This window comes from Aeromonas sp. R2-4, from assembly GCF_040908365.1.
Taxonomy (GTDB): domain Bacteria; phylum Pseudomonadota; class Gammaproteobacteria; order Enterobacterales; family Aeromonadaceae; genus Aeromonas; species Aeromonas veronii.
Genome location: NZ_JBFODO010000013.1, coordinates 228,255 through 248,485, shown reverse-complemented (window position 1 = coordinate 248,485; position 20,231 = coordinate 228,255). Strand labels below are relative to the sequence as shown.

Sequence of the window (20,231 nt, the reverse complement as noted above, 5' to 3'; positions counted from 1 at the left end):
TTTATATTTTTATTATTTCTGCCCGAAAAGCTCGCGCACTTCCCGCGAGGGCGGTGCCGTCAGCAGGCTGACCGTGATAAAGACCACCAGTGCCAGCGTGAGGCTTGGCACGATGGCGTGCAGGCCAGCCAGCTTGATCCCCCACTGACTGAGTACCCCATAGCAGACGATGCCGCTGACCATGCTGGCCAGCGCGCCCGGGCCGTTGGCCCGTGACCAGTAGAGACCGAGCACCAGCGGCCAGAGGAACACCGCCTGCAGACCGCCAAAGGCGAGCAGGTTGAGCCAGATGATCATCTCGGGGGGCTGCAGCGCCGCCAGCAGTACCAGGGTGCCCAAGATCAGGGTGCAGAGCAGGGAGAGGCGCGGAATGCGCACTTCCAGCTTCTCCTGCTTTGGACTCAGATAGTTGAGATAGAGATCCTTCACCAGAGTGGCGGAAGCCTGGATCAGCTGGGAGTCGATGGTGGACATGATGGCCGCCATCGGCGCCGCCAGAAAGACCCCGGCCAGCCAGGGGGGCAGCACTTCCATCATCAGGGAGGGCATGATCTTGTCCGGGCTGTCCATGCCGGGCAGGATGGCGCGGCCGAGGGCGCCCGCCAGATGCATGCCAAACATCAGCAGTGCGCTGACCACGGTGCCGATCAGAATGCCGCGATGGAGCGCCTTGCTGTCGCGATAGCCAAAGCAGCGCAATGCCGAGTGGGGCAGCCCCACCACCCCGACACAGACCAGGATCCAGAAGCTCAGCATAAAGGGCTGGGTCAACATGTCGCCGGCCCCCTGCGGGCTCACCAGCTTGGGGTCGATCTCCCTGAGCTGGTGGATGAGGTTCGGCAGGCCGTCACCGGCAATTAAAATCCCCGCCAGCAAGGCGCCGGTGCCGATCAGCATGATGATCCCCTGCAGGGCATCGGTCATCACCACCGCGCGAAAGCCGCCGATGATGGTGTAGAGCAGTACGCAGCTGGCAAACAGCATCAAGCCCTGCTGGTAGGAGAGGCCGGTGGCGGTCTCCAGCAGGCGGGCGCCGCCGATGAATTGCACCACCATGGTCGCGATAAAGGCGAGGATGATAGTAACGGAGCCGAGGATCACCACCGCCTTGCTCTGGTAGCGGGCCCACAGCATATCGTTGATGGTCACCGCATTGACCCGGCGGGCGATGATGGCGAACTTCTTGCCCAGTACCCCCAGAGTGAGCCAGACGGTGGGCAGCTGGATCATCGCCAGCAACACCCAGCCCAGACCGATCTTGTAGGCCGCGCCCGGCCCACCGATAAAGGAGGAGGCCGAGGTGTAGGTAGCCACTAGCGTCATCGCCAGCACCAGCCCGCCCATGCTGCGGTTGCCGATGAAGTACTCCTGCACGAAGTTGCCTTGCGCGCGATGGCGGCTGGCCCAGAAACCCACCCCCAGCACTAGCACCAGATAGATGACGAGCGGCAGCATCAACTCAAGATTCACGGGGGGGCTCCTTCTGCGGGCTGGCGTGGGTATCGAGCGGGATATCCACGAAGAGGCGATTGACCATCAGGGCGCAGAGGATGATGAAGATGAGCGGCATCACCATGCAACTGAGCAGGAACCAGAGCGGGATGTCCCACAGCTCCAGATGGACTGGGATGAAATAGGCGGTGCCATACCAGGCAAAGAAGTAGAGCAGGGTCAGCAGCAGACAAAAAGCGGCTTCCCGGCGAGCGAGAGCGAAACGGTTCACCTTGGCCTCCGACAAATTTGAGGGGCGCAAGGATAGCAAAAAAGGGCCATGTCGCCATGGCCCTTTTTCAGCAGAGGCTCCTTGCGGAGCAGACTTCCACCGGAAGTCCGGTCTCTATCAGCGATCCTTACAGACCTAACTTCTTGTGCAGGTAGTGGATATTGGTGCCACCGTGCTGGAAGTTTTCGTCTTTCATGATCTCTTTTTGCAGCGGTACGTTGGTCTTGATCCCTTCCACCACCAGCTCGTCCAGCGCATGACGCATGCGGGCGATGGCAATGTCACGATTCTCGCCGTAGCAGATCAGCTTGCCGATCATCGAATCGTAGTGGGGCGGTACCTTGTAACCGGCATAGATGTGGGAGTCCCAACGCACGCCCAGACCACCCGGCGCGTGGAAGCGCTGCACCAGACCCGGAGAGGGCATGAAGGTGGCCGGATCTTCGGCGTTGATCCGGCACTCGATGGCATGGCCACGGATGCGGATATCCTGCTGGGTGATCGACAGGGGCTGACCGGCGGCGATGCGCAGCTGCTCCTTGATCAGATCGATACCGGTGACCATCTCGGTGACCGGATGCTCAACCTGGATACGGGTGTTCATTTCAATGAAATAGAACTCGCCGTTCTCGTACAGGAACTCGAAAGTACCCGCACCGCGGTAGCCGATCTCGATACAGGCGCGCACACAGCGCTCGCCGATGAACTTGCGCATTTCGGCGGTGATGCCGGGCGCCGGCGCCTCTTCCACCACTTTCTGGTGGCGACGCTGCATGGAGCAGTCACGCTCGCCCAGATAGAGGGCGTTGCCCTGGCCGTCTGCCAACACCTGAATTTCGATGTGGCGCGGGTTTTCCAGGTACTTCTCCATGTAGACCATGTCGTTCTTGAAGAACTGGCCTGCTTCGGATTTGGTCAGCGCGATGGCGCCCGCCAGTTCCGCTTCATTGCGCACCACGCGCATACCGCGACCACCACCGCCACCGGCGGCCTTGATGATCACCGGATAGCCGATGCGCTTGGCAATGGCGGCGTTGTGCTTGGCGTCGTTGTCGACGGGGCCGTCAGAGCCCGGTACACACGGTACGCCCGCTTTCTTCATCGCTTCGATGGCAGAGACCTTGTCACCCATCAGGCGAATGGTCTCGGCGCGCGGGCCGATGAAGATGAAGCCGGATTTTTCGACCACTTCGGCGAAATCGGCGTTCTCGGAGAGGAAGCCGTAACCCGGGTGGATGGCCACGGCACCGGTTACCTCGGCGGCGGCGATGATGGCCGGGACGTTGAGGTAGGATTCAGTACTGGCCGGTCTGCCGATACAGATGGATTCGTCGGCCAGCAGCACATGTTTGAGCTCCCGGTCGGCGGTGGAGTGAACGGCCACTGTCTTGATCCCGAGCTCTTTACAGGCGCGCAGGATCCGCAGGGCAATTTCACCGCGGTTGGCGATGACTACTTTGTCCAACATGGGTGGCGATTTCCCTTATTCGATGATGAACAGCGGCTCGTCAAATTCGACGGCCTGACCATTTTCAACCAGGATCGCTTTGATCACACCGGCCTTGTCAGACTCGATTTGGTTCATCATTTTCATGGCTTCGACGATGCACAGGGTGTCGCCGACATTGACTTGCTGACCCACTTCCGCGAACGGCTTGGCATCCGGGCTGGAGGAGCGGTAGAAGGAGCCAACCATCGGGGAGCGCATCAGGTGACCACTCGGGGCGGCATCTGCGGCCGGTGCAGCGGCAACCGGGGCTGCAGCGGCAGGTGCGGCAACCGGAGCGGCTTGCTGCATCATCATCTGCGGCATGGCGGTGGTCACCTGACCGGAGAAGTTGCGGCTGATGCGAACGGACTCTTCACCTTCGGAGATCTCCAGTTCGGCGATGCCGGACTCTTCAACCAGTTCAATCAGCTTCTTGATTTTGCGGATATCCATTAGCATTCTCTTTCTTCTTTATCTGATCAGTGATTATCAAGCCGCGCGCAGATGGTGCACGGCCGCGGTTAAAGCGAATTGGTAGCCATCGGCCCCCAGACCACAAATGACCCCTTTGGCGACATCAGACAGATAGGAGTGATGACGGAACGGCTCCCTGGCATGGACGTTTGACAGGTGAACCTCGATAAAAGGGATGGCGACACCCAGCAGCGCATCGCGAATGGCAACGCTGGTGTGGGTGAAGGCGGCTGGATTGATGATGATAAAATCCACCTGGCCCATGGCCTGATGGATGCGGCCGACCAACTCATGTTCGGCGTTGGATTGCAGATGTTCCAGAGTGACACCGAGTTCGCTGGCGTTAAGCTTCAGATCGGCGACGATCTCATCAAGCGTCTTGCTGCCGTAGATACCCGGTTCCCGTTTGCCCAGCAGATTCAGGTTTGGTCCGTTGAGCAGGAGAATGCGGTGATTTTGCGACATATTGAGTACATCCTCGATGATAATGCTGCTATCTATCAGCTATCTTGTGGACTACCAGAAATCTAGCCATTTTCTGCGCAAATCGGTGTGCCCTGGCACACAGATTTCGCAATTATATTGATTTCGTGAAAATTAGCAGCATTTTACTGGTCTAATCTCTACATCTGGCTATTTATTGCACGTTTCAACCTGAGATACTTCGTCGCTGCCACCTTGCTGTTTGCTGGCAGATAAGAAACGACAAAGCCGGCACAGGGCCGGCTTTGTTGAGCAACAAACGAAGCGGGATCAGGCAGCTTCCGACTTCTCGCGGATGAGTTTGTCTACTACCCCCGGATCCGCCAGGGTGGAGATATCCCCCAGGCTGTCGGTCTCGCCGGTGGCGATCTTGCGCAAGATACGGCGCATGATCTTGCCGGAACGGGTCTTCGGCAGCCCCTCTGCCCAGTGAATGACATCTGGCGTTGCGATGGCGCCGATCTCTTTGCGCACCCACTCCTTCACCTCTTTATGCAGCTCGCGGCTTGGCTCTTCCCCGGCGATCAGGGTGACATAGGCATAGATGCCCTGACCCTTGATCTCGTGAGGAACCCCCACCACCGCGGCTTCAGCGATCTTGGGATGGGCCACCAGCGCCGATTCAATTTCGGCGGTACCCATGCGGTGGCCAGAGACGTTCAGTACATCATCCACCCGACCGGTGATCCAGTAGTAGCCGTCCTCGTCGCGACGGGCACCGTCGCCGGTGAAGTAGCGGCCCGGGAAGGTGGAGAAGTAGGTCTGCTCAAAGCGCTCATGATCGCCGAATACGGTGCGCATCTGGCCCGGCCAGGAGTCGGTGATCACCAGGTTGCCCTCGGTAGCCCCCTCCAGCGGCTCGCCCATGTTGTCCACCAGCGCCGGTTGCACCCCGAAGAAGGGACGAGTCGCCGAGCCCGGTTTCAGGTCGGTGACGCCGGGCAGCGGCGTAATCAGGATGCCGCCGGTTTCAGTTTGCCACCAGGTATCGACAATGGGGCAGCGCTCGTCACCAATGGTGCGGTAGTACCACTCCCAGGCTTCCGGGTTGATGGGTTCACCCACCGAACCCATGATGCGCAGGCTCTGGCGCGACGTGCCGGTGACCGCTTCGTTACCCTTGGCCATCAGGGCGCGGATGGCGGTTGGTGCAGTATAAAGGATGGTGACCTTATGCTTGTCCACCACCTGACTCATGCGGTTGGTGGCCGGGTAGTTGGGCACCCCTTCGAACATGATGGTGGTGGCACCGTTGGCAAGCGGCCCGTAGACCAGATAGGAGTGGCCGGTGACCCAGCCCACATCGGCGGTACACCAGTAGATATCCTCTTCGTGGTAGTCGAACACATATTTGAAGGTGAGGGTGGCATAAACCAGATAGCCGCCAGTGGTGTGCAGCACCCCCTTGGGTTTGCCGGTGGAGCCGGAGGTATAGAGGATAAAGAGCGGATCTTCGGCGTTCATCGCCTCTGGCGAGCAGTCGCTGCTGACGGCGGCGGTCGCTTCATGCCACCAGATGTCGCGGTGGTTGTGCCAGGCGACATTGCCGCCGGTGCGCTTGAGCACGATCACCTTGTTGACCTGGGTTTCCGGGTTGGTGAGCGCTTCATCCACATTCTTCTTGAGCGGCACCGGACGGCCACCACGCAGCCCCTCGTCGGCGGTGATCACGATGCGCGAGCCCGAGTCGATGATGCGACCAGCCAGCGCTTCTGGCGAGAAGCCGCCGAAGACGATGCTGTGTACCGCGCCGATGCGGGTACAGGCCAGCATGGCGATGGCGGCTTCGGGCACCATGGGCATGTAGAGGCAGACCACGTCGCCGCGGTGAACCCCTTGTGCTTTCAAGACGTTGGCAAACTTGCACACTTCGCTGTGCAGTTCGCGGTAGGTGAGTTTGCGATCTTCGGCAGGGTTGTCCCCTTCCCAGATGATGGCGACCTTGTCACCCCGTTCGGCGAGATGGCGATCGAGACAGTTGGCAGAGACGTTGAGCTGGCCATCTTCAAACCACTTGATGGAGACATGGCCCGGATCGTAGGAGGTGTTCTTGACCTTGGTATAGGGTTTCATCCAGTCGAGAATTTTTCCCTGCTCTCCCCAGAAGGTATCGGGATCCTCGACTGAGGCCTGATACATGGCGGCGTAGTCGCCCTTGTCTAGCAGTGCATTGCTGCTGATGTGGGGTTTGACCGGGTAGACCTTGCTCTCGCTCATCTGTCACTCCTTTGAATAGATCTTTTAATGGTTTCTTAACAACTTATACCTTTGGTGGCGGGGGGCAATTAGACTTTTGGATAGGCGGCAACAGTTGGTTACAGGACAAAGAGTGACAATTAATCGGTGGTTGAGTAAAAGGGGGGAGTCGATTAATTGGAGGTCATGATGTTTTCTCTGTTGCTCTGTGCATCCCTCTGGCAGTTTGATGCGCCAGTGCCCGCTGGCGAACCTCCGAAAGAGTTTGCTATCACCCATCAGGAGGCTTCACCTGCGCTGCGGGATCGGGTGGCCGATCAGCTTGGTCATGCATGGCAGGCCAAGGAGTCCGGTACCAGACTCACCTTCAGCGAGCCAGCTCCCCGTTATGCTGGCGAATCACCGTTGACGCGCATGCTCAATGATCGTGATGATGGTTGGGAATCCCGCTTGCAGATCGAGTGGTAATCCGGTCGGCAGCCAGGAGGCGGATGCCTCCCGGCTGGTGATGATGATTGCCTGCCGCTATGAGACGTAGCGTTGATGCAGGCGATCTCCCATATGTTCGACATGCAGTGGTTTGCTGAACAGATAACCCTGTCCTTCGCCGCAGTTGAGTGATTGCAAGAAGGCGTGTTGTGCCTTGGTTTCAATCCCTTCGGCGGTGACCTCCATATCCAGACTGTCGGCCAGATTGATGATGGTGCGGCAGAGCTCCCGACTGTTCTTGTCTTCCGGTAATGCCTGCACAAACGCCCGGTCGATCTTGATGCGATCGATCGGCAGGGTCTTGAGCAGACTCAGTGACGAGAAGCCGGTACCAAAGTCATCGATGGCAATCTGAACGCCGAGATTTTTCAGGCGGGTAAAGAGATCCAGACTCTGTTCGACCCGCTGGATGATGCTCTCAGTCACCTCGATCTCCAGCCGTTCTGGCGGAAACCCTGTCTCGGCCAGGATGGCGGCGACCCGTTCAACATAGCCTGGGGAGCGCATCTCCCGCACCGACACATTGACCGACAAGCGAGGCACCGGCAGTCCGGCGGCCAGCCAGTTTTGTCCCTGCTCGCAGGCGTTGCGCATCACCCACTCCCCAATTTTCTCTATCAGGCCGCACTCCTCCGCCACCGGAATAAAACGGGTCGGCGCTATCATCCCCTCATTGGGATGCTGCCAGCGCAGCAGGGCTTCCAGTCCGCTCAGGTGGCCGTTGGCCAGATTGGTCATAGGTTGATAGAAGATGCAGAGCTGTTCGAGCTCCAGGGCCTTGAGCAGACCCTGCTCAATCTGCATCCGCTCGCGGGCTCGAGCCGCCATGCAGGGGGTATAGAACTGGAATCCGTTGCGCCCCTGACTTTTCGCCTCGTACATGGCGCTGTCGGCGGCGCTGACCAGGGTTTCCGGGCTGTCTGCATGATCGGGATAGATGGCGATACCGATACTTGCCGAGATTGCCACCAGCTCATGGGCCAGCTCAACCGGCTCACGCAACACGGTCAGTAGGGTATTGGCCAGGGTTGCCAGCTCGTCAGGTTCCTCCAGATAGGGGATCAACACCAGAAACTCGTCTCCCCCGAGGCGGGTCGCCAGATCGTTGTGCTGCAGGCAGCAGCGGATCCGCTCTGCCAGCCGCTTGAGCAGCTCATCGCCAACTCCGTGGCCCAGGCTGTCGTTGATCAGCTTGAAGCCATCCAGATCGATAAAGAGCAGCCCCAACCGTTTGCGATTGAGCTGTGCGGTTTTCAGCTCCAGGGCCAGCCGCTCCTGCAACAGATGACGATTGCCCAGCTCAGTCAAGGGATCGTGATAGGCAAGGTGATTCAGCTCTGCCTCCACCTTGCGAATGGCGCTGATGTCGGAAAGGGCGATCACATAGTGAGTAGTGTTGTTGAAGTTGTCATAGACAGCACTGATTTGCTGCCAGGAGGAGAAGTAGCTGCCATCCTTGCGCAGACAAACCATCTCGCCATGCCAGGCGTTGTTGCCGGGGCGCAGGTGATACCAGGGATAGTCGAGGTCGGTGTAGCGCCTGGGATGCATGATGATATCCGGGGTGCGGCCTATCACCTCCTCGGCATTGTATTGGGTCAGCATGGTGAAGGCCGGGTTGACCGACAGAATATGGTGCTCGCTGTCGAGGATGATGATCCCCTCGGCTGTGGTATCGAATACCACGTTGGCCTGATGGAGTCGCTCCTCCTGACGGCGGCGGGCGGTGGCATTGTGAATGACTCCCATGACCCGGTGGCCGATCGACTCGGTGGCGGGGACATGGTCGGCATGAATATCGACCCAGTGGCGCTCGTTGAGAGCGGTGAGGTAGCTCAGGGTGAGATGGATGGGGTCATGACTTTGCAGGGCGGCCTTGAGCTGGCTGCCGGATTCCGGTTCAAAACAGTCGACGAACGCTTGCAGCCCACCGTGGAACTGGTTGGCCTCGATGCCCAGCAGCGGCTCAATCTGGCCGTCGAACAGTAATCTGTCCTCCGCCACGTGCCACTCCCATACACCGATTTGGGCTGCTCGCATTGCCAGTTGCAGCCGTTGTTCGGTTTCGTACTGCTCGGTGATGTCCCGCACGATGGCGAGGATACCGTTCAGCTCCCCTTTCTCATCACGCATCGGGCTGTAGGTGGCCTGAAAGCGGCGGGAGCTGCTGTCGTACGCCGCGGTTTGGCCCGTGATGGCGATATCCACGTAGGGCATGCCGCTTCGCATGATCTGCTGAAACATGGGCTCCAGGGTCGGTGCCAGCTTGGGAACCACCTCTCTGAGGTGCTTGCCCTGATGCTCCTCGATGCTTTTGCCATTGATGTCGGCCAGCACCTGATTGACTTTACGGTAGCGAAATTCGCAGTCAAAGACGCCGATGCCCAGAGGGGCATTATCCATCAGCTGTTCCAGGACGGTGTGATCTGACAGCTGGGTCAACATTGCCTCGGTGTCGGCGTTGAAAAGCTTCCCATCCATGATGACCTCGGCATTGATTGTTTTATCACTTGCATCAGTTGTCAGTATGGCACGAACTGTTTGGCCGAGAGTCAAGCGGAGTTATCTGGTTGTTTTGACGGCAAGAATAGGCAGAAAAACCTGATAAAAAGGATGGAAAAAGGGGGCGAGTGGTTATCCCTTCTGGCGACCAAACGCCTGAATACCGCGCACCAGCACCAGCCAGCCGAGCAGATGGAACGGGAGGGCAAGCAGATAGAGCAGCAGGAAGTGCGACTCGCTGCCACTGCTGTTGATGAAGTCGATCCAGGCGGCCAGCAGCGCCAGCATGCCGGCGATCTGGAAGCGGCGGCGCAACACCACCTCGACGCCGAGATTGGCAAGGTAGAGGGTGAGCAGGATGCCGGCAAATCCGGTGAGCTGGGCGGTGCCGTAGAGCTCGCGATCCGGGTTGAACAGCAGCGCAATCAGGGGAGTAATGCCCTGATCCAGCGGGATCAGGGCCAGCAGCCAGCATGCAATCAGAAGCAGGGCTGTCTTCATCGCGGGCTCAGTCGGCGGACGGTGCCGGTTTGACCAGAGAGAGGTAGTTGGCATCCATCTTGAGGAAGACCCCCAGCAGACGGGCACTGGCGCCGTAGAAGCCAAACCGGTCGGCGGCGCGACAGGCGCTTTCGAACTTGTCAAACCAGCCCAGCAGATGGCCGTGCAGCAGCGCTTCCTGCTCGTCGAGCCAGCGTTCCCGCTCGGCCGCGCTCTTGGCTTCCGCCGCGCGGATGATGAGATTGCCCATCAGATCCAGCTCGATTGCCAGATGGTCGGCAGGCTCTTTGTATTTATCGCTGACATTGATACCGAGGCGATCGAGGCGGGCCTGCATCTCGGCCATCGGGGCCTGCATCAGCAGCTTGGCCTCGCCGCGGTAGAGCGATTCGTAGGGCAGGGCGCCCTGTTTGGGATCCACCAGAAACAGACCGGCGAAGTCGGCGGCCAGTTCCAGCTGGCGATCCGGACGCACCAGCAGGCGGGCGATGGCCTCGTTGAGTTCGGCCACGGCTTCGCGCATCGGATCCAGGGTGGAGAGGCTTTTCAGGAAGCTTCGCACATCATAAGTGTCATATTCGGCGATCTGCTCATCACTGAGTTCGGCGGCGAACAGGGTGGAGAACCACCAGTAGAGTTCGGCCCGGCGTTCGCTGGTAGCCATAAATTCCTGCATTTTTCCTCCGTGGATGGCAATCGGGAGCCTTGATGGCTCCCGATTCTAACGACTTTAAAAATAAAGGAAACTCAAGGGGGCGCTTTCGTCCCCCAGGGGTCAGAGTGCCGGGAACATGGGGTCGATGCCCTTGGCCGATTCCGGCGCGCCGAAGGCAGTGACGGCGGGTGCTTGTCCGCGGAACTTCTCGATCTCCACCAGCGCGGTATGGGCCGTGGTGGCCTGCGCCAGGCTGGAGGAGCCGATGTCGGCGGTCAGCACGTTGGGATCGCCGTAGGTACAGAGAGTGCCCACCTTGCCACCCTCTTGCGGGCCATACCAGGCTCCTTCCTGAATGCGCACCACGCCGGGAGCGTAGTCATCGCTTACCACCAGACCGGCCAATACCTGACCGCGGCCGTTGAACACCCGCACCAGATCGCCGTCCTTGAGGCCGCGGGATTTGGCATCTTGCGGATTCATGTAGACAGGCTCGCGACCCTGCACTGTATAGGTGGCGCGATAGTTGTCGGAGGAGCAGAGCTGGCTGTGCAGCCGCTTGTCCGGGTGGCAGGATTGCAAGTGCAGCGGGTACTGTTTGCTGCCCGGCCCGCCGTGAGAGCGCTCGTAGGGCTCGATCCAGACCGGGTGGCCCGGGCAATCCCCATAGCCGTAGTCGGCGATGGTCTTGGAGTAGATCTCGATAAGACCGGACGGGGTACCGAGCGGTTCCAGATCCGGCTCCTGACGGAACGACTCGTGGCGCACCCAGGGTTGGCCTGCCGGGAAGGTGACGAAGCCCTCGCCGTGCCAGAACTGGCTGAACCGGGGCAGACGGATGCCGATGCCGCGACCCTGCAGGCGGGCATCGTCATAGATGCTCTGGATCCACTCCAGCTTGCTCTTGCCGCCGGTGAACTCGGCCTCACGACCGAAGCGACGGCAAAGATCGGCGAAGATGTCGTAGTCATCGCGCGCCTCGAACAGCGGCTCCACCACCTTGTACATGGCCAGAATGCCCGCATTGGAGTGAGAACCCCACTGTTCGATGTCATCGCGCTCATAGGTGGTGGTGGCGGGCAGCACGATATCGGCGAAGCGGCAGCTGGCGGTCCACTGGTGATCGATGCTGACCACGGTTTCCAGCTTGCGCCAGGCCGCAACCATCTTGTTGCGATCCTGCTGATGGTGGAAGGGGTTGTTGCCGCAGAACACCGCCATCTTCATGTGGGGGTAGGTGATGGTCTGGCCGTTGAAGGCGATCTGCTTGCCCGGATTGAGGATGCAGTCGACGAAGCGGGCCACCGGAATGTATTTGGAGTAGCCCTTCCAGTCGCCGTCATGGAGCGGCTTGACCCCGGGGATGACCGAGCTGAAACCGGACATGATGGGGCCGCTGGAGGTGATGGTGCCCGCCCCGTTGTAGTGCCAGCCAAAGCCGTAACCGCCCCCCGGCAGGCCGATCTGGCCAAGCATGGAGGCCAGAACCACCAGCATCCAGGCGTACTGTTCGCCGTGGTGCATGCGTTGCACGCACCAGCCGCCGATAAGCTGGGTACGGCCGCTGCTCATGGCGCGGGCCAGCTCGCGGATGGTCTCGGCAGGGACGCCGCAGATGGCGGCGGCCCACTCGGCGTCCTTCACCTGACCATCGCTGGTGCCCAGCAGATAGGGCAGGAACTTGTCAAAGCCGGTGGTGTAGTTCTTCAGGAACGCCTCATCGTGGCGCTTCTCGCTGTAGAGGGTGTGGGCGATGCCCAGCATCAGCGGTACGTCGGTTTGCGGATTCAGGGTCACCTGATCGCAATTGAGGTACTTCTGGGTCTTGGATTTGACCGGATCGACACTGATCACCCGGATCTCGCCCTTGGCCACCTTCTCTTTCAGCTTTGCCCAGTAGTCGTAGACGCTGTGATCCGGCACCAGCCAGCCCACCTGCAGGTTCTTGATGGGATCGGAGCCCCAGATAACGATGGTTTTGCTGTGCTCCAGCACCAGTGGCCAGGAGGTCTGCTGTTCATACACCTCCATGGCGCCCGCCACGTGGGGCAGGATCACCTGGGCGGCACCGGTGGAGTAGTCACCGGCCTTGGCCAGATAGGTGCCGTGCAGGTTCATGGCGCGCCCCAGCATTGCACCTGCGGAGTGCAGCTTGCCCACCGACTGCCAGCCGGAGTGGCCGGCATAGAGGGCGCTCGGGCCATAGGTTTTCTGCACCCGTTCCAGCTCGTGATAGAAAAAATCGAGCGCCTGAGACCAGGTGACCCGCACAAAGCGGTTCTGGCCACGTTCGCTGGTGTCGGACTGGTGGCCCTTGCGCAGCCAGTCCAGTCGCACCATGGGGTAGCGGATGCGGGAGGGGTTGTAGACCACCTCACTCAAGGCCTTGAGCATGTCGGTGGGGTGCTTGTCATGCTCGAACGGCAGGGTCTCGACCCAGCGGCCATCGACCACCCGGGCACGGAAGGCGCCCCAGTGGGAGCCGGACTGCACCAGCTTGTCGCCGGACTCTGCGGCCATCACGGCGCGACCGAGCAGGGAGGGGCCGATCAGGGCAGAGGCACCGCTGGCCAGCAAGCCACCCAGAAAACCACGACGGGAAATATTGATCATCTTGTTATTCCTCTTTCGAATCCGGACTTAGTGGCTGCCCTGACCACCGGTATCGGCGGCATGGTTTTGCAGGTATTTGAGCAGGGTGCGCTCCTCTTCCTTGCTCAGGCGATAGTAGGCAGACATCGCCTTGAGTCCCGAAATCCAGCCGTTGGCAGTGAAGTGAGCGGGATCCGGTGCGCCGTGGCAGGAGTTGCAGGTGGATTTGTACATCTCGCCGGCGTAATCCCAGATCGGTTTGAGCGAGGACTCAAAGCCCTTGCCATCGACCCAGGCCTGCACCTGAACCTGCTCCCACTTGATATGGGTGGCGCTGTCGGTCTCCTGCTTGAGCACTTTCTCGCTCGCTTTCAGTTCATCACGGATGGTGGCGACGAAGACCCGCTTGCCCATGTATTCGCTCAGCACCCGGCCCTTGCCGTCGCTCTCGCGCCACCCTTCGATGGTCACCTTGAGGCGATCGCCGCTGCGGTCCACCACGTCGATACGGGAGGCGGGCAGCAGTTTGCCGACCGGGTCGCTGCTCTGTTCGCTGGCATAGAGATCTTTTTCACCCAGGTTGTAGAGGGTCTCGGTGGCTGGCGCCTCTTGTGCGTCGTTGACCAGGGTGGCGTAAGTGGCCCGGAAGCCGCCCGCCATGTTGGGCAGTTCGTGGGCGATGCCCTTGTGGCACTCGATGCAGTTCATGTTCTTCGCCGCCGCATCTTTCATCGCCAGCGCAGCCGCCGGGGACTGCTTGGCGTGATCCATGTTGTCGTAGCTGTGGCAGGACTTGCAGGTCTTGGAGTTCTGGCTGCTCATACGCGCCCACACCTTCTCGGCCAGATGCAGGCGCCGGTCCTCGAACTTCTCCTGGGTGTCGATGCTGTGGCCTATGTACTCCTGATAGAGGTCGTTGGCCGCCTCCATCTTGCGGGCCACCTTGCCGACAAAATCCTTCGGCTGGTGACAGTCGGTACAGACCGCCTGTACCCCGGAGGCATTCTTGAAGTGGATGGACTCCTTGTACTCCGGATAGACGGTGTCTTTCATGGAGTGGCAGGAGATACAGAATTCGAGGCTGCTGGTTTTCTCAAAGCCGTAGTGCAGGCCGACGGTGCCCGCGAGGGTGACGCCGACGCCCACCAGAAGCAGCGCCAGTACCGACCAGCGGCGGCTGGGGGTACGCAGGAAGTGCCACAGTTTTTTCATCATGCTCTCTCACATCGCTTTTTTGATGGGAGCCATGATAGGGAGGCGTTGTGAACAGGGCTGCCGCCACAAATTAATGAAATAGGGGTATTTATGACAAAATGTGAATAGAATAATCCTCCCTTGTCGACCATCGTGAACCCTGCCCATGAGCTACCACATTCTGGTTGTTGAAGATGATGCGGTTACCCGCGAGAAGCTGACCGGCTATTTCGAGCGGGAGGGCTATCGGGTGACGGCGGTCGAAAACGGCCAGGAGATGCGCGCCGTGCTGGCGGAACAGACGGTCGATCTGGTGATGCTGGATATCAACCTGCCGGGAGAAGATGGTCTGCTGTTGACCCGTGAACTGCGGGCGCGCAGCACGGTGGGGATCATTCTGGTCACCGGCCGCAGTGATGCGGTAGACCGGATAGTCGGCCTCGAGATGGGGGCCGACGACTATGTCACCAAGCCGTTCGAGCTCAGGGAACTGCTGGTGCGGGTCAAGAATCTGCTGTGGCGGATCTCGCTGGCGGCCGCTGCGTCGAGCGAGCCTGCGGTGGCTGACGATGCGGTGCGCTTTGGCCCCTGGCGTTTTGATATTCCCCGCCGCCAGCTCAGCAAGGACGGAGTGCCGGTGCGCCTGACCAAGGCCGAATATGAAGTGCTGGTGGCCTTTGTCGCCCATGCCGGGCGGGTGCTCAGTCGGGAGCGGATCTTGACCCTCATCAGCCATCGCGGCGATGGCCCGAGCGATCGCACCATAGACGTGCTGATCCGGCGGCTGCGTGGCAAGATGGAGCCGGATCCGCGGGATCCCCAGCTGTTTGTCACCGTCCATGGTGAAGGCTATCTGTTTGCCGGCGAGATAGCCTCCTGACCCCGTTGCGGTGGCCTTGACCTGTTTGACCGGGTATCAGACCGGCGGGCGAGTATCAAATTGCGGGCAGTCGTCGCCAATCTGGTGCCAGGGCGCCTTGGAGCCGACAAAGATGTGAAACGCGGGCCGCTGGCTCGGCACATCGTCCAGTACCCCGAGGCGCAGGTTGATCTTGCCGCTGCTGCTCTTCTGGCTGAACAGGCTGGAGCCGCAGTGACGACAGAAGGCCAGGGTGGTCTCTGCCGATTTCCGGTAGCGGCCGATGGCCTCTTCCCCCTTGACGATGGTGACCTTGTTGCCATCCAGTCCGCCGACCGAGGCGTAATCTCCCCCTGAAAACTTGCGGCATTCGCTGCAGTGGCAGTTCCCCATATAGTCGAACTGATCCGGCAGGGTCAGGGCGACGGCGCCGCACAGGCAGCTGGCATGTAACTCTTTCATCTCTTCTCCTTGAGTGGGCTAATCGGATTTGGAACGGCTATTCGACCCGATAGACGGGACGAAAAACGCCATCCGAGAGGGAATCGGCGGGGTCGGCCAGCGGTGCAGAGAGCGTCAGAATGGGTGGCCCCATCACCCGCGGGCACTGCTCGGCAGTGGCGTCGGGGTGTTGCAGCAGGCAGACCGCCTGAGCCACCGCAAGGCGCCCCTGCAGCCGCATCTGATCGCTGTTGGCGGCCAGGATCTTGCTCCGGCGCAGGCCCCTCTGTATCCCGTGGCTGAAGTAGGTGCTCAGCACCCGGGGCCTGTCGAGATGGCGCTGCGCCAGCTCGTTGACCGCCACTTCGGCGGCGATGGCGCCTCCCACCAGATAGTCGAGGTCGGGATAGCGGGCCAGCGTCTGTTGCACCAGTGTGCGCTGGATTTCCCGGCTGTTGTCGCCGCGCTCGGTGGTGACCAGCTTGATGGCGCTTCCCTTGATGGCATCGGCAAAGCCCGGCTCGACGAAGTTGTTGCCGCCGCTCGCCTGCGGGCCGGGGAAGAGGGCGACCGAGACCTGCTTGCTGCCTGCGGGGTGGCGCTGCGCCAGCCAGTAGCCAATTTGCCAGCCCATCTGGTACCAGGAGACTCCCACCTTGGCCTGCACCAGACCAGTGGGCAGATCGTTGACCAACCCAAAGATCGGCAGCGACGTGGCCTTGATCGCCTCGCTCAAGCCCTGATAGCTCACGGCGCCGAGCAAGATGGCGTCGCTCCCTTCCTGCACGCAGCGCTGCAACTGCAGGCGCTGCTCGGCGAGGGCGCCATAGCCCCCTGCTTCGTGGATCTGCAACTTGACTCCCAGCCGCTTCGCTTCGTCCACCATGCCCTGATTGACCGAAAGCCAGTAGGCGTCGCGCAGATGGGGGTAGAGGGCACAGAGGGTCAGCGGTTTGGTTGCGGCGGCGGGTTCCGGCCACTGCTGGCGCACCGGCTGGCCGCTGAATTCGCCGCCGGGCCAGATATCGACCGCAAAGGCGAGGGCGGCGCGGGGAAGCATTAGCAACCAGATCAGCAACAACGGGGAGAGATAGACGCTTCGCATGGTCAGGGGTTTTGTTAAAGTGTTGGGCCATATTATCCGGTCAAAGCCGACCACAACCAAGGGACTTCCTGTGAGAATCTTTTCCGGCCTGGGTGGCAAGTTGCTGCTGGCTTTCTCCCTGATGGCGTTGCTGACCCTGAGTGCCTCCCTGCTGGGCTGGGTGGGGCTTAGTCATCTGCGCCAGCTGGAACAAGGGGTGCAGCAGACCCTGGCCGATCAGGAGCTGGCCCGCACGCTCTCTCGCCTCAGCGGCGAGATCCAGAGTGCGTCACGGCTGCTGGCCACTGCAACCAGCGAGCAGGAGCGGGAGCATCAGGGGCGCTTGCTCACCCTGCAGGGACAGCAGCTGCAACAGGTGCTGGCGCAACTTGGCCGTGGGCAGGGTTCCGCAAGCCTCGATCAGCTCAGTCAGAGCATCATCGGCAATCTGGGCCAGCAGGGCTGGCTGGTGGGAGAGCGCCTGACCCTGATGGCGCAGGGGGAGGCGCAGCGGGCCCGTCTGGTGGCGGCAGCCGGGCAGATCGCCGAGCTGGCGCGCAGCCAGATGGAGAACGCCGAAACCGTGATGGTGGCGGGGCTGGGCTCCCTCTACCAGCAGCAAGGGGGGCAAGAGGCCCGGACGCTGGACCGCCTGCTGGAGCAAGATCTTGACTGGCTGGAGCAGATGACCGAGCTGCGTCATCGCACCCTGATGCAGCAGCAGCGCATCGAAGAGATGTGGCGCAGCGAACAGCAAGGGCAACTGCAAACGCTATTGCAAGAGGGGCAACGGGAGCTGGCCATCTTGCAACTGCGGGCCGGGGCGGTGACCGATCCGGCCCGCCGGCAGGCGGTGGAGCAGGCGCTGACCGTACTGGCGCAGAGCGACAAGCTGGTGCAACTGCGCAGCGACTGGCTCGGCAAGGGGGAGGCGCTGCGGGTGCTGGCCAATGCCAACGAAGCCCTGATGAGCAGCCTCAACCAGCAGGTCGGTGAGCTGGTCAGCCGTGCCCGCGATTCGCTGGGGCAGAGCCAGCAGGCGCTAAGCCAGCGCCTCAGGCTGCTGGAGCAGGCGTTGATGGCCATTGGCCTGCTCACCCTGCTACTGCTGATGCTGCTGATGTGGCGCATGGTCTACGGCCGGATCGTCTGGCCGCTGCAACGGGCGGTGGCGGGGATGAGCCGGTTGGCGCGCGGGGATCTGGCCCCTCTTGAGCCGATCGCCAGCACCGGGCGCGATGAGCTGGCGGAGCTGGGCCGAGCTTTACAGGTGTTTCGTGACAATGCGGTCGAGTTGGGCCGCTATCAGCGCGAGCTGGAGTCGCGGGTCGAGGAGCGCACCGGCCAGCTCAGCCACGCCAACGAGCGGCTCAATGAGGAGGTGGAGAAGCAGCGGCAGGCCCGCGCCGAGGCAGAACAGGCCAACCGCGCCAAGTCGGTGTTTCTCGCCACCATGAGCCACGAGATCCGCACCCCCATGAACGGCATTCTGGGCGGTCTGACACTGCTGGAAGATACCCACCTGAGCGATACCCAGCAGCGCTATCTGGCCGCCATCGAGCACAGTGGCGAATCCCTGCTGGAGATCCTCAACGACATTCTCGACTACTCCAAGATAGAGGCGGGCCATGTGGAGGCGCGCCGCGAACCCTTCCCCCTGTTCCAGCTGGTGGATGAGCTCAGCTCGCTGTTCCGGCCAAAGGCGGCGGCCAAGGGGGTCACTCTGGCGCTGGAATATGCGCCCGGGCTGGCGCCTGTGGTCGAGGGGGATCTGGGCAAGCTGCGCCAGGTGCTCGGCAACTTGCTCGGCAATGCGGTCAAGTTTACCGCCCGTGGCCAGATTACCCTGACGGTGGCGCCTCTTGCCTGCCAAGGCCCTTGCGCCGAGCCCTGCATCCGCTTCGTGGTGCGCGATACCGGCCCCGGCATTCCGGCCGATGAGCAGGAGGCGGTGTTCGAGGCGTTTCGCCAGCGCAAGCGTGATATAGGCCATCAGGGCGGCACCGGGTTGGGACTGGCGATCAGCCGCAAGCTGGTGGCCGCCATGGGGGGCGAGCTGATCCTTGCCAGCGAACCGGGCCAGGGGTGTGAATTCAGCTTCAGTTTGCCGTTGCAGCGTTCGAGCGCCCAGCTGCCTGCCGAGGCGCAACCGCTGCACCTTGGTCAGTCCCGCGACATCCTGCTGGTGGAGGATAACGAGATCAACCGGCTGGTGGCGCACGGCATGCTGACCCGCCTCGGCCATCGCGTCACCCTGGCGGAGGATGGTCGCAGTGCGCTGGCGCTGGTGACCGAGCGTCCCTTCGATCTGGCGCTGCTCGATATCAATCTGCCCGATATGGACGGCATGAGCCTGCGCGAGGATCTGGCCGCCATCAGCGAGGAGATGCATGAGCGGTCGCTGCCCGCCATCGCCATCTCGGCCCAGATGTATCCGGAGGATATCCGCCACTGCCTTGCCGCCGGGTTTGTCGATTTTGTCGGCAAACCGGTGCGGCTGGCGGTGCTGGCGAACGCCATCGATCAGCTGTTTCGGCAAGAGGGCGCCTCTATCGAGCCGCAGGCGCAGTTATCAGGAGCCGTGCCCCCAACTAACCAGCCTGAGTGGGCCAATCCGGTGCTGGATGCCGATCTGCCCCTGCTCGGTATGGCGCGGATCCGCCAGCTGGTCACGCTGTTTGAGTCGCAAGGGCGGGTGTTGGTAGATGAGTTGGCTCAGGATGAGGGACGTGAGCAACGTCAGCTGGCGCACAAGCTCAAGGGGAGTGCGCTGGCGCTTGGGTTGACCGAATTTGCCAGCCACTGTGCGGCTCTTGAGGCGGGAGGCGGGGAGCCTGCGACAATCGGGGCGCAATTTGAAGCGGCGGTGAGCGGGTTGCAGCAGTGGCTGGCGGCCGACAGGGATGCGCTGTTCTGATCCCTGCTGGCGATGTATGGCGTTTAGGGAGGGTGGCCAGCCTCTGCGCCGTTATTCGATCTCGCGAAACAGCACCTGCTTGCACTTGGCACAGACCCATTCCCGGCGAAAATCGGTCAGGTGCACCATGCCCACCTCCAGCAACTCGTGATGGCCGCAGTGATAACAGAAGATGATGTCGCCATCGACTGAATCAGGGTGGGCCGCCAGATATTCGGCTTTAGTGGGGAGCTGCTCCCACGAGGTGGTGGGGACATGCTTGCGTTGGCTGGTGTAGTAGACCCAGTAGAACAGAAAAAAGACAGCCAGGATCACGAATGTCAGCAGATGGTCCATCTTGAACTCCTCCGGTTAAGTGCAGCCCCTCGGATGCATGGCTGCAATCAGCTCCATCATCATTAAATTTGTTTCGAATGAATATGTTACAGGATGGATAAAGAGGGCGTTGTGATCCCCTTCGGGTTTTGCCCGCCTGCGGCGGGATGAAAAATGTGCCGTTTGGCGGGGCGGCCAGGGTATTGAGCGGGGAGGGAATCTTGTTTTTTACAACATAAATTCAACATTTTTTTAGGTGGTTGGACTGTCTCTTTGATCCAGCTCACGTTACAATGCCCGCGCCCACTTCACCTAAC

Annotated in this window: 17 protein-coding genes; 3 read left to right on the top strand and 14 right to left on the bottom strand. The window is 61.0% G+C overall.

Annotated elements, in window-relative coordinates; genetic code table 11:
- Nucleotides 1-12 precede the first annotated feature (12 nt).
- The 6 genes from panF to acs form a co-directional block, all read right to left on the bottom strand.
- Nucleotides 13-1,470, bottom strand: a complete 1,458-nt coding sequence (gene panF / locus AB5Z05_RS06520) for a sodium/pantothenate symporter (protein WP_021230396.1) — start codon at nt 1,468-1,470, stop codon at nt 13-15.
- Nucleotides 1,460-1,723, bottom strand: a complete 264-nt coding sequence (locus AB5Z05_RS06515) for a YhdT family protein (RefSeq protein ID WP_033114122.1) — start codon at nt 1,721-1,723, stop codon at nt 1,460-1,462. The genes panF and AB5Z05_RS06515 overlap by 11 nt, the downstream gene beginning before the upstream one ends.
- A 127-nt stretch (nt 1,724-1,850) precedes the next feature.
- A complete protein-coding gene (accC, locus tag AB5Z05_RS06510; protein ID WP_005338910.1) occupies nt 1,851-3,191 on the bottom strand; it encodes an acetyl-CoA carboxylase biotin carboxylase subunit in 1,341 nt (446 codons plus the stop codon).
- Nucleotides 3,192-3,206: 15 nt separating this feature from the next.
- Nucleotides 3,207-3,665, bottom strand: a complete 459-nt coding sequence (gene accB / locus AB5Z05_RS06505; RefSeq protein ID WP_005338908.1) for an acetyl-CoA carboxylase biotin carboxyl carrier protein — start codon at nt 3,663-3,665, stop codon at nt 3,207-3,209.
- A 36-nt stretch (nt 3,666-3,701) separates the two neighbouring features.
- Complete coding sequence (aroQ, locus tag AB5Z05_RS06500) at nt 3,702-4,151, bottom strand: type II 3-dehydroquinate dehydratase (RefSeq protein WP_005338907.1); 450 nt, start codon at nt 4,149-4,151, stop codon at nt 3,702-3,704.
- Between the two features lie 288 nt (nt 4,152-4,439).
- Nucleotides 4,440-6,386 (bottom strand): acetate--CoA ligase, encoded by a 1,947-nt coding sequence (gene acs / locus AB5Z05_RS06495; protein WP_368150608.1) that lies wholly within the window; start codon nt 6,384-6,386, stop codon nt 4,440-4,442.
- Between the two features lie 165 nt (nt 6,387-6,551).
- Between acs and AB5Z05_RS06490 the strand changes: the two genes are divergently transcribed.
- Nucleotides 6,552-6,833, top strand: a complete 282-nt coding sequence (locus tag AB5Z05_RS06490) for a hypothetical protein (protein WP_265774476.1) — start codon at nt 6,552-6,554, stop codon at nt 6,831-6,833.
- 57 nt (nt 6,834-6,890) lie between these two features.
- Here AB5Z05_RS06490 and AB5Z05_RS06485 read toward each other — a convergent pair whose 3' ends face one another.
- From AB5Z05_RS06485 to torC, 5 genes are all read right to left on the bottom strand, one after another.
- Nucleotides 6,891-9,299 (bottom strand): EAL domain-containing protein, encoded by a 2,409-nt coding sequence (locus AB5Z05_RS06485; protein WP_368150768.1) that lies wholly within the window; start codon nt 9,297-9,299, stop codon nt 6,891-6,893.
- Nucleotides 9,300-9,488: 189 nt separating this feature from the next.
- Nucleotides 9,489-9,857: a hypothetical protein gene (locus AB5Z05_RS06480; RefSeq protein WP_005349490.1), complete on the bottom strand. Its 369-nt coding sequence runs from the start codon at nt 9,855-9,857 to the stop codon at nt 9,489-9,491.
- Between the two features lie 7 nt (nt 9,858-9,864).
- Nucleotides 9,865-10,533, bottom strand: coding sequence for a molecular chaperone TorD (gene torD / locus AB5Z05_RS06475; protein ID WP_021230390.1), 669 nt, complete (start codon nt 10,531-10,533; stop codon nt 9,865-9,867).
- Nucleotides 10,534-10,632: 99 nt separating this feature from the next.
- On the bottom strand, nt 10,633-13,125 hold the full coding sequence (torA, locus tag AB5Z05_RS06470) for a trimethylamine-N-oxide reductase TorA (protein ID WP_368150605.1): 2,493 nt from the start codon (nt 13,123-13,125) through the stop codon (nt 10,633-10,635).
- Between the two features lie 27 nt (nt 13,126-13,152).
- A complete protein-coding gene (gene torC / locus AB5Z05_RS06465) occupies nt 13,153-14,319 on the bottom strand; it encodes a pentaheme c-type cytochrome TorC (protein WP_083243727.1) in 1,167 nt (388 codons plus the stop codon).
- Between the two features lie 145 nt (nt 14,320-14,464).
- Between torC and torR the strand changes: the two genes are divergently transcribed.
- The gene (torR, locus tag AB5Z05_RS06460) at nt 14,465-15,178 is read left to right on the top strand and encodes a two-component system response regulator TorR (RefSeq protein ID WP_127006325.1); all 714 of its coding nucleotides are present in this window, start codon (nt 14,465-14,467) and stop codon (nt 15,176-15,178) included.
- 36 nt (nt 15,179-15,214) lie between these two features.
- On the opposite strand, the gene AB5Z05_RS06455 is transcribed toward torR, so the two are convergent.
- Together AB5Z05_RS06455 and torT are read right to left on the bottom strand one after the other, a co-directional pair.
- Nucleotides 15,215-15,619: a GFA family protein gene (locus tag AB5Z05_RS06455; protein ID WP_005338893.1), complete on the bottom strand. Its 405-nt coding sequence runs from the start codon at nt 15,617-15,619 to the stop codon at nt 15,215-15,217.
- Nucleotides 15,620-15,656: 37 nt separating this feature from the next.
- A complete protein-coding gene (gene torT, locus AB5Z05_RS06450) occupies nt 15,657-16,703 on the bottom strand; it encodes a TMAO reductase system periplasmic protein TorT (protein ID WP_368150603.1) in 1,047 nt (348 codons plus the stop codon).
- 70 nt (nt 16,704-16,773) lie between these two features.
- Between torT and torS the strand changes: the two genes are divergently transcribed.
- Entirely contained in the window at nt 16,774-19,599 is a 2,826-nt protein-coding gene (torS, locus tag AB5Z05_RS06445) for a TMAO reductase system sensor histidine kinase/response regulator TorS (protein WP_368150601.1), read from the top strand.
- A 51-nt stretch (nt 19,600-19,650) separates the two neighbouring features.
- Here the strand turns inward: torS and AB5Z05_RS06440 are convergent, their stop codons facing one another.
- On the bottom strand, nt 19,651-19,935 hold the full coding sequence (locus AB5Z05_RS06440) for a hypothetical protein (RefSeq protein WP_368150598.1): 285 nt from the start codon (nt 19,933-19,935) through the stop codon (nt 19,651-19,653).
- Between the last annotated feature and the right edge of the window lie 296 nt (nt 19,936-20,231).